Source organism: Bradyrhizobium sp. Ses1 (genome assembly GCF_059512365.1).
The window spans coordinates 1-268 of sequence record NZ_JCAMOQ010000262.1 but is presented as its reverse complement, the minus strand read 5'-3'; the positions used below and the strand labels follow the sequence as shown (position 1 = coordinate 268).

1 pseudogene is annotated in these 268 nt (G+C 58.2%); it reads left to right on the top strand.

The features are described from left to right. Nucleotides 1–268 (top strand): annotated as a pseudogene (locus AC5ZG5_RS46600) (transposase); the annotation flags it as partial.

Genomic DNA, 268 nt, shown 5'->3' with positions numbered 1-268 from the left:
CTCGGGTTCGAGGTCGCGCAGTCCAGCGTCGCCAAGTACATGGTGAAGCGACGCGGGCCACCCAGCCAGGGATGGCGGATCTTCTCGCGTAATCACGCGCCGGACATTGCCGCCATGGATTTGTTCGTTGTTCCCACCGTCGGTTTCGACCTGCTCTATGCATTTGTCATTGTTCGACTCAACCGCAGAGACCTCGTCTGGATCAACGTCACAGCAAATCCGACGGCGGAATGGGTTGCACGTCAAATCACGGAGGCATTTCCTTGGG